The sequence below is a fragment of the Streptomyces sp. NPDC057474 genome (genome assembly GCF_042802555.1).
Classification (GTDB): domain Bacteria; phylum Actinomycetota; class Actinomycetes; order Streptomycetales; family Streptomycetaceae; genus Streptomyces.
Genome location: NZ_JBHVDX010000305.1, coordinates 1 through 9578, shown reverse-complemented (window position 1 = coordinate 9578; position 9578 = coordinate 1). Strand labels below are relative to the sequence as shown.

The following is a 9578-nucleotide window of genomic DNA, read 5'->3' as shown; positions in this document are numbered from 1 at the left end:
CGACCGAACCACGGCAGACGGGTCCGACCGAACCACGGCAGACGGGTCCGACCGAACCACGGCAGACGGGTCCGACCGAACCACGACAGCCAGGCCCGACCGAACCACGGCAGACGGGTCCGGTTGAAACGCGTGAGAAAGGTAAGAGGTCGTCGTGAACTGGGTGCTCGTCATCGTCGGCGGAATGGTCGGCGCGCCCCTGCGCTATCTCACCGACCGCGCCGTGCAGTTGCGGCACGACACGGACTTCCCCTGGGGGACGTTCGCCGTCAACGTCACCGGATCCCTGGTCCTCGGCACCCTCACCGGCGCCGTGGCGGCCGGTGCCGCCACCTCCCACCTGCAGCTTCTCCTCGGCACCGGCCTGTGTGGGGCGCTCACCACGTACTCGACCTTCTCGTACGAGACCCTGCGGCTGGCCCAGAGCGGCGCCCGCTTCCACGCCGCCGCCAACGTGGCCGCGAGCGTGACGGCGGGGCTGGGCGCGGTCTTCGTGGGGCTGGCGGTGGCGCAGGCCCTCTGGTCCTGAGCGCGGCCCTTACCCGGCCGTAGTACGACTGCCTCCCCGGCACGATCAGCCCGCCGTGACCCGTGGCCGGCCGTACCTCAGCCATGCACTCATCAGCCATGCCCTCGCCGAGCAGAACTGGACGCCATGAGCACCATCACCGTCGGTCAGGCCGTCGTCCTCGGAGCGGTGGAGGGGATGACGGAGTTTCTGCCGGTGTCCTCCACCGGTCATCTGAAGATCACCGAAGGGCTCATGGGGATCCAGGTCGAGGACAAGGCCGTCGTCGGGTTCTCGGCGGTCATCCAGGTCGGCGCGATCGCCGCGGTCCTCGTGTACTTCCGCAAGGACATCGCGCGGATCGGCTCCGCCTGGTTCCGGGGCCTCTTCGACGCGGGGGAGCGGCAGGACCGCGATTACCGGTTCGCGTGGTGGGTGATCGCCGCGACGATCCCGATCGTGGTCGTCGGGCTGGCCGCCCGTTCGCTCATCGAGGGGCCGCTCGCCTCGCTGTGGGTGGTGGCCGGTTCGCTGATCGTCGGCAGCGGTGTGATGTGGGTCGCGGAACAGGTGGGCCGGCGCAGGCGTGCGGAGGAGGACACCCGGTTCCGGGACGCGATGCTCGTCGGCTGTTCGCAGATCCTCGCTTTGCTCTTCCCCGGCTTCTCCCGCTCCGGCGCCACCATGTCCACCGCGCTGCTGCTCGACCTCGACCGGGTCGCGGCCACCCGGCTCTCCTTCTTCCTCGGCATCCCGGCCCTCACCGGCGCCGGGCTGTACGAACTGAAGGACGCCCTCGGCGCGGGGGTGGGCGCGGCTCCGCTGATCGTCGGAACCACCGTCTCGTTCGCGGTCGCGTACGCCTCCGTCGCCTGGCTGCTGAAGTTCGTGACCAGGCACTCCTTCCATGTGTTCGTGTCCTACCGGATCGTGGTCGGGGTGCTCCTCTTCGGGCTGCTCGGCGCGGGCGGCCTCAGCTGACGACGCTCACGCGGGCCGCCGACGAGTGACCCGGGGCTGATCCACAACCGCCCGTGACCTGGAAGATCGAATCCGGGGCCCCTTGACAGCCCCCTCCCGTCACCCGCAGGATCACCACCGTGAACCTGTCAGACAGCCAGACAGGTGGCTCGGCACCCCGGCGCGTCAGCGCCATGGAAGCGGTGCTCACCCACCTCCGCGACGCCATCGAGCGCGGCAAGTACGCCATCGGCGACAAGCTCCCCTCGGAGGCGGAGCTGTGCCGGCAGCTCGAAGTGAGCCGTCCGGTGCTCCGCGAGGCGCTGCGCGCCCTGCAGGTGATGGGCCTGACCCAGTCCCGCACCGGCAAGGGCACCTTCGTGATCGGGAACGCCGTCGAGGACCCCACCTTCGGCGACTACGCGGCGAGCGACCTGCTGGAGGTGCGCCGGCACGTGGAGATCCCGGTCGCCGGGTACGCGGCGGTGCGCCGCACCCCGGAGAACCTGGACCACCTGGCCCACCTCCTGGACCGGATGGAGCGGGAGACAGACACCACCGCCTGGGTCGCGATGGACACGCTCTTCCACCTGGCCGTGGCCGAGGCCGCCCAGAACCCGGTGTTCCGCCGGGTGATCGAGGAGATCCGGGACGCGCTGGCCCGCCAGTCGGCCTTCCTCAACGAGCTGGGCGGCCGGCGCGAGCAGTCCAACCGTGAGCACCGGGCCATCGTCGAGGCGCTGATCGACGGTTCCGAACACGACGCGGTGGAGGCCATGTCCCACCACCTCGACCGCGTCGAGACCACCCTCACCGACATCGTGCGTTCCCCGCGCACGGGCAGCTCCACGGAAGGCGGACGCGAGGCGTGAGCGAGCAGTCCCTCGAAAAAGACGTCGTACAGGCCGGGCGGACCCCGGCGCATGTCGACGCCGGAGACGCCGGCTACAGCAAGTCCCTGAAGGCCCGCCACGTCAACATGATCGCCATCGGCGGCGCGATCGGTACCGGCCTCTTCCTCGGTGCCGGCGGCCGTCTCGCCGACGCCGGCCCGTCCCTCTTCATCGCGTACGCGGTCTGCGGAGTCTTCGCCTTCCTCGTCGTCCGCGCCCTCGGCGAACTGGTCCTCTACCGGCCTTCGTCCGGCGCCTTCGTGTCCTACGCCCGGGAGTTCCTCGGCGAGAAGGGCGCCTACACGGCCGGCTGGATGTACTTCCTGAACTGGGCCACCACCGGTATCGCCGACATCACGGCGGTAGCCCTCTACACCCACTACTGGGGCATGTTCTCCGACATCCCGCAGTGGGTGATCGCGCTCATCGCGCTCGCGGTCGTCCTCACCGTGAACCTGATCTCGGTGAAGATGTTCGGCGAACTGGAGTTCTGGTTCGCGATCATCAAGGTCAGCGCACTCGTCGTCTTCATGCTGATCGGCATCTTCCTGCTTGTCACCCAGCAGCCCGTCGACGGCCACACCCCCGGCCCGTCCCTGATCACCGACAACGGCGGCATCTTCCCCAACGGCCTGCTGCCCATGCTGCTGATCATCCAGGGCGTCGTCTTCGCCTACGCCTCCGTCGAACTGGTCGGCGTCGCGGCGGGCGAGACCGAGAACCCCGAGAAGATCATGCCGAAGGCGATCAACTCGATCATGTGGCGTGTCGGTCTGTTCTACGTGGGTTCCGTCCTCCTGCTGGCGATGCTGCTGCCCTGGTCCTCGTACAAGGCCGGTGAGAGCCCCTTCGTCACCGTGCTCTCCAACATCGGCATCCCGGCGGCCGGTGGCATCATGAACCTGGTCGTGATGACCGCGGCCATGTCATCGCTCAACTCGGGCCTGTACTCCACCGGCCGCATCCTGCGCTCGATGGCGATGGCGGGCTCCGCCCCGAAGTTCACCGGCGTGATGAGTCGCAGCCAGGTCCCGTACGGCGGCATCCTGCTCACCAGCGGTATCTGTGTGCTGGGCGTCGGGCTGAACTTCGTGGTCCCGGCCGACGCGTTCGAGATCGTGCTCAACTTCGCCGCGATCGGCATCATCTGCACCTGGGGCATGATCATGATCTGTCACCTGGTGTTCTGGCAGAAGACCGAGAAGGGCGAGCTGACCCGGCCGAGCTACCGGCTGCCGGGCTCCCCGTGGACCGAGCTGGTAACGCTGTTCTTCCTGGCGTCGGTCCTCGTCCTGATGTACGCGGACGGCGGCGCGGGCCGCACGACCGTGTTGTGCCTCCCCCTCATCGTGTTGGCGCTGATCGCGGGGTGGTTCGGCGTACGTCGCCGGGTCGCCCAGCAGTCGGCCGAAGTGAAGAAGTGATTCAGGCAGTGATGTACGACCCCACGACCACCGGCGCCGCGGCGATCCCTGCGGCTCCGGTGGCCGCGGCCCCCGCGATCCGGGAACCGCTCCACGCCCCCGTCGCCCACCTCGTACGCGGAGGTGTCATCGAGGGCATCCACTACGGCTCCGTCGTGGTGCTGGGTGCCGACGGGGAGGTGGAACTCCAACTCGGCGACATCGAGGCGGCGTTCTACCCTCGGTCGGCGCTCAAGCCGGTCCAGGCCGTGGCGATGCTGCGCGCCGGACTGCCCCTGGACGGCGAGCTGCTGTCCCTGACCGCGGCCAGCCACTCCGGCGAGGAGCGCCACCTCGCCGGAGCCCGGCGGATCCTGGAGCTGGCCGGCGCCGGCGAGGACGATCTGCGCAACGTCACCGACATGCCGTACGACCCGGCTGTCCGGGACCGGTGGATACGCGAGGGTCGGCAGCCCTCCCGTCTCGCGCAGAACTGCTCCGGCAAGCACGCGGCCATGCTCTACACGTGCCGGCTCAACGGCTGGTCGCTGGAGAGCTACCTCGACCCGGCGCACCCGTTGCAGCAGGCCATAGCCGAGATCGTCGAGGACCTCACCGGGCAGGCCATCGCCCGGGTGACCGTCGACGGCTGCGGCGCCCCCCTCTTCTCCGTCTCCCTGCACGGCCTGGCCCGCGCCCTCGCCCGGATCACCAGCGCCACCCAGGGCACCCCCGAGCGCACGGTCGCCGACGCGATGCGCGCACACGTCGAGATGGCGTCCGGCGCCGGGCGCGACGTGGCCGAGCTGATGCGGGCCGTGCCCGGACTGCTCACCAAGGACGGCTTCGAGGGCGTCCAGGTCGCCGCGCTCCCGGACGGCCGGGCCGTCGCCGTGAAGATCGCCGACGGCGCCGACCGGGCCCGGGTCCCCGTCACCGCGGCGGCCCTCGCCCGCGCCGGCGTCGACCCGGCAGCCCTCGCCGACTTCGCGGGCGCCCCACTCCTCGGCGGCGGCGAGGTGGTCGGGCGCGTCCGGCCCGCCAGGGCGCTCGACCCGCTCGCGGACACCACGGACATCTGAACCCAGGACCCCCGCAATCTCGTCTCCCTTCGAACCGCCTTCCGAGGACGCGGCCCCGCAAGGGCCGCGCCCGACGAGGGGCGGCCCACCCCGCACCCGCCGCACAGAACCCGCACCCGCCTCAAAGAAGAGGACCCGTACCGCCATGACCGCCGCAGCGACCCGCAGCGAACACGATCTGCTCGGAGACCGTGACGTCCCCGCCGACGCGTACTGGGGCGTCCACACCCTGCGCGCCACGGAGAACTTCCCCATCACGGGGACCCCGATCTCCGCCTACCCCCATCTGATCGACGCCCTGGCCGCCGTCAAGGAGGCCGCCGCCCGCGCCAACGAGGAACTCGGCCTGCTCGCCCCCGAGAAGGCCGCCGCGATCATCGAGGCCTGCCGGGAGATCCGCGACGGCAAGCTGCACGACCAGTTCGTCGTCGACGTCGTCCAGGGCGGCGCCGGCACCTCCACCAACATGAACGCCAACGAGGTCGTCGCCAACCGCGCGCTGGAGCTGCTGGGCCATGAGAAGGGCCAGTACCAGTACCTGCATCCCAACGAGGACGTCAACCTCGGTCAGTCCACCAACGACGTCTACCCGACCGCCGTCAAGATAGCGACGGTCTTCGCGGTGCACGGACTGCTCAAGGCGATGGCCGTCCTGCAGGACTCCTTCGCCCGCAAGGCCGTCGAGTTCCGCGAGGTGCTCAAGATGGGCCGCACCCAGTTGCAGGACGCGGTCCCCATGACGCTGGGCCAGGAGTTCTCCGCGTTCGCCGTCATGATCGACGAGGACCGCAGCCGCCTCGACGAGGCTGTCGAGCTGATCCACGAGATCAACCTCGGCGCCACCGCCATCGGCACCGGCCTCAACGCCCCCGCCGGATACGCCGAGTCGGCGCGCCGCCACCTCGCGGCGATCACCGGACTGCCGCTGGTCACCGCCGCCAACCTGGTCGAGGCCACCCAGGACTGCGGTGCGTTCGTGCAGATGTCGGGCGTTCTCAAGCGCGTCGCCGTCAAGCTCTCCAAGAGCTGCAACGATCTGCGGCTGCTCTCCTCCGGGCCGCGCGCCGGGCTGAACGAGATCAACCTGCCGCCGGTGCAGGCCGGTTCGAGCATCATGCCAGGCAAGGTGAACCCGGTGATCCCCGAGGTCGTCAACCAGGTCGCCTTCGAGGTCATCGGCAACGACGTCACCATCACCATGGCCGCCGAGGCCGGACAGCTCCAGCTCAACGCCTTCGAGCCGATCATCCTGCACTCCCTGTCGGAGTCCATCACGCATCTGCGGGCCGCCTGCCTGACGTTGGCCGAGCGGTGCGTCGACGGCATCACCGCCAACGAGGACGAGCTGCGCGCGGCCGTGGAGAACTCCATCGGCCTGGTCACCGCCCTCAACCCGCACATCGGCTACACGGCGGCCACCGACATCGCCAAGGAGGCCCTCGCCACCGGCCGGGGCGTGGCCGAACTCGTCCAGGAGAAGGGCCTGTTGCCCGCCGAACGGCTCCGGGAACTGCTGAGGCCCGAGGTGCTCGCGGGCAGCGGCACACCCCTGGCCTGACGCACCCAGGGCCGGCGCATCCCTGCGTCGGCCCACTCCTGACCTGCGACGACGCGCCGGGACCGGCACGGAAGGCACAATGGTGATCATGACAATGACGTCGTCCCTCACCTTCCAGCCGGTCCTGGAACGCATCGCCGAGGAGATCGAACGGACCCCGGACCGCGGCCGTCCCGCCGACTACATCCCGGCGCTCGCGGCCTGCGATCCACGCCGCTTCGGCATGGCCGTCGCGGAGCTCGACGGCACGGTGTACGGCGTGGGGGACTGGCGGGAGCCGTTCTCCACGCAGTCCATCACCAAGGTCTTCACCCTCGCCCTCGACCTTGCCCGGGAGGGCGACGCCCTCTGGGAGCACGTGGGCCGCGAACCCTCGGGCAACCCTTTCAACTCCCTGGTCCAGCTGGAGTACGAGAGCGGCATCCCGCGCAACCCGTTCATCAACGCGGGCGCCCTCGTCGTCACCGACCGCCTCCAGACCCGTACCGGCGACGCGGCCGGCGAGTTGCTCTCCTTCCTCCGCTCGGAGAGCGGCAACCCGGATCTGGACTTCGACGCGCAGATCGCCGCCTCCGAGTCGGCGCACGGCGACCGCAACGCGGCCCTCGCCCATTTCATGGCGTCGTACGGCAACATCGACAACGCCGTACCGGTCCTCCTCGACCAGTACTTCCGCCAGTGTTCCCTCACCGCCTCCTGTGCCGACCTGGCCCTCGCGACCACCTTCCTCGCCCGGCACGGCGTCCGCGCCGACGGCAGCCGCCTGCTGACCCGCAGCCAGGCCAAACAGGTCAACGCGGTCATGCTCACCTGCGGCACGTACGACGCGGCCGGCGAGTTCGCCTACCGCGTGGGCCTGCCCGGCAAGAGCGGGGTGGGCGGCGGCGTCATCGCGGTCGTGCCCGGCCGTTGCACGCTCTGCGTGTGGAGTCCGGGGCTGGACGAGCGGGGCAACTCGGTGGCGGGAGTGGAGGCACTGGACCGGTTCACGACCCTGACGGGATTGTCTGTTTTCTGACTGTCCTCGGCGCCACCGTTGTCGCCGTCGCCGCCACCATCGAACCCATAGCCCCGACCCGGGGCGACGGGTTCGCTCATGGTCACGTCCTGGTACCCGCCAGGTGGGCGCCGCGTCGTCTCCGCGCCACCCGGCGTTGACACGCTGACCGAGTGTTGGCCATCGCTTTCCCCGTCGACCTACGCCGCTGCCAGGCGCTCGGCCTGGCCGGATCCGCTTTTCTCGCCCTGGGAGGTGAAACCGCCGGTGCCCTGCCGGTCCAGGAACTGCTCTCGCCGACCTCGGGGCGCGGCGCGCTGGGTCTGGTCGGTGTTTACTTCGGCGTCGTCCTGCTGATAGCCGCCTGGGCGCTGCTGGGGAAGGTGATACGCGGCCCCGAACCCCCGACACCCCGCGCCCTGCTCCTCGTCCTGGCCGTCTGGGCGGCGCCCCTGCTCCTCGCGCCACCGCTCTTCAGCCGGGACGTCTACAGCTACCTCGCCCAGGGCGCCATGGTCGACGCGCACATGGACGTCTATCTGCACGGGCCCGCCCGGCTCGGCGGGCCGCTCGCCGACGAGGTGGCACCGATGTGGCGGCACACGGCGACACCGTACGGGCCGGTCTTCCTCGCCATGGCCTCCGGGCTCTCCGGCCTCACCGAGGGGCGGATACCGGCCGGGCTCATCGGGATGCGTCTGATCGCCCTGCTCGGGGTGGCCCTGATGGCCGTGGCGCTGCCCCGCCTCGCCCGGCACAGCGGAGCCGACCCGGCCGTCGCCCTCTGGCTGGGCGCGCTCAACCCGCTCGTGCTCCTGCACCTCGTGGCCGGAGCTCACAACGACGCGATGATGCTGGGGCTGTTGGGCGTCGGACTGGTGCTCGCGCGGGGCCGCTGGTACCTCCTCGGCGTCGTCCTCGTCACGCTCGCCGCCCTGGTCAAGGCGCCCGCAGCGCTAGGCCTGCTGGCGGTGGTCGTGATGCGCGGCCGTACCGGCTGGATCCGGACGACCGCGGCCACCCTGGCCGTCGCGACAGCCACCACGGCGGCCTTGACCGCCCTGGCCGGCACGGGATACGGCTGGATCGCCGCCCTGCGCACACCCGTGTCCCCGCAGAACTGGTCGCCCACCAGCGTCCTCGGCCGCGCCACCGGCACCCTCCTCCACGACCTCGGCAGCGACCTGGCCCCCTTCGCCCTCCCGGCCTGGCGCGCGGCCGGACTCCTGCTGACCCTCGCCGTCGTCCTCTACATATGGCTCCGGCTGAGACCCGGGCCGGTGTACGCGCTCGGCCTCAGCCTGGCCGTCGTGGCCGCGCTGGGCCCCGCGATCCGCCCCTGGTACGCCCTTTGGGGCCTGTTCCTCATCGCCGCGGCCGCCCGGGACGCCTCGGTGCAGCACCGGGTCGCCGCCGCCAGCGGGGTCCTCGCGCTCGCCGTCCTGCCGAGCGGCTACCCGGCGGACACCGAGCAGATCGTGCTGGCGGTGTGCGGGGGAGTGCTCGCGGTGGTCGTGCTGTGGCAGGCCGAGCAGGCCTCCCGGGCACCGGTGCTGGAGCGCACGGCATGAGCGAACCGCGTCAGAGGTGGTTCCGGCCGCGCACCGACCGCGCCCGCGTCCTGCTCGTCCTCGGCCTGGCCGTCGCCGTCGCCGTGTTCACCGCGACCGTCCCGCTGCTGCGCGACTGGTTCGACCTGCGCGTCTATCACGGCGCGATCGACACCTGGGTCCACCACGACGGCCGTATCTACGACTACCTGGTGCCGGGCACGACCTACGGATTCACCTATCCGCCGTTCGCGGCCGTCGCCATGCTGCCGATGGCGCTGGTCGGGCTGCGCACCGCGATCGTGCTGTGTCTCGGGCTCAACCTGGCAGCGCTCGCGGCCGTCCTGTACGTGCTGGCCGGGCCGCTCCTGCGCCGCTTCGGCTGGTTCGGCGCCTCGCTCGCCCTCTGCGCGCTCGCCCTGTTCGAGCCGCTGCGGGACACCTTCAGCTTCGGCCAGGTCAACCTCCTGCTGCTGGCCCTGGTGCTCGCCGACGCCTGGCTGCTGGCCACCGGCCGGGGCCGCTGGGCCGGTGTGGGCATCGGCCTGGCGGCGGCGATCAAGCTGACGCCCGCGATCTTCATCGGGATGCTGCTGCTCGCCCGGCGGTGGCGGGCCGCCGGGCTCG

General features: G+C 70.8%; 9 protein-coding genes. All 9 read left to right on the top strand.

What is annotated here, in order from left to right:
- Positions 1-154: 154 nt before the first annotated feature.
- On the top strand, positions 155-529 hold the full coding sequence (gene crcB / locus ACFU53_RS43660) for a fluoride efflux transporter CrcB (RefSeq protein ID WP_384005374.1): 375 nt from the start codon (positions 155-157) through the stop codon (positions 527-529).
- Between the two features lie 126 nt (positions 530-655).
- Positions 656-1489 carry an undecaprenyl-diphosphate phosphatase gene (locus ACFU53_RS43655; protein ID WP_384005372.1) on the top strand — a complete coding sequence of 278 codons (834 nt, stop codon included), beginning with the start codon at positions 656-658 and terminating at the stop codon, positions 1487-1489.
- 119 nt (positions 1490-1608) lie between these two features.
- A complete protein-coding gene (locus ACFU53_RS43650) occupies positions 1609-2340 on the top strand; it encodes a FadR/GntR family transcriptional regulator (RefSeq protein ID WP_384005370.1) in 732 nt (243 codons plus the stop codon).
- Positions 2337-3785: an amino acid permease gene (locus ACFU53_RS43645; protein ID WP_384005369.1), complete on the top strand. Its 1449-nt coding sequence runs from the start codon at positions 2337-2339 to the stop codon at positions 3783-3785. Before ACFU53_RS43650 ends, ACFU53_RS43645 begins: the two co-directional genes overlap by 4 nt.
- An 11-nt stretch (positions 3786-3796) precedes the next feature.
- A complete protein-coding gene (locus ACFU53_RS43640) occupies positions 3797-4846 on the top strand; it encodes an asparaginase (protein WP_384005367.1) in 1050 nt (349 codons plus the stop codon).
- Between the two features lie 145 nt (positions 4847-4991).
- Complete coding sequence (gene aspA / locus ACFU53_RS43635; protein WP_384005365.1) at positions 4992-6404, top strand: aspartate ammonia-lyase; 1413 nt, start codon at positions 4992-4994, stop codon at positions 6402-6404.
- A gap of 79 nt (positions 6405-6483) precedes the next feature.
- Positions 6484-7422: a glutaminase gene (locus tag ACFU53_RS43630; protein WP_384005363.1), complete on the top strand. Its 939-nt coding sequence runs from the start codon at positions 6484-6486 to the stop codon at positions 7420-7422.
- A gap of 161 nt (positions 7423-7583) precedes the next feature.
- Positions 7584-8972 (top strand): polyprenol phosphomannose-dependent alpha 1,6 mannosyltransferase MptB, encoded by a 1389-nt coding sequence (gene mptB / locus ACFU53_RS43625; protein ID WP_384005376.1) that lies wholly within the window; start codon positions 7584-7586, stop codon positions 8970-8972.
- Positions 8969-9578: glycosyltransferase family 87 protein (locus ACFU53_RS43620; protein ID WP_384005361.1), on the top strand; the 610-nt coding region annotated here is incomplete at its 3' end. The genes mptB and ACFU53_RS43620, both read left to right, overlap by 4 nt.

Coding starts and splice junctions, on each gene's coding strand:
- ACFU53_RS43655 (WP_384005372.1), top strand. CDS start 656: ATGAGCACCATCACCGTCGGTCAGGCCGTCGTCCTCGGAGCGGTGGAG.
- ACFU53_RS43640 (WP_384005367.1), top strand. CDS start 3,797: ATGTACGACCCCACGACCACCGGCGCCGCGGCGATCCCTGCGGCTCCG.
- aspA (WP_384005365.1), top strand. CDS start 4,992: ATGACCGCCGCAGCGACCCGCAGCGAACACGATCTGCTCGGAGACCGT.
- ACFU53_RS43630 (WP_384005363.1), top strand. CDS start 6,484: ATGGTGATCATGACAATGACGTCGTCCCTCACCTTCCAGCCGGTCCTG.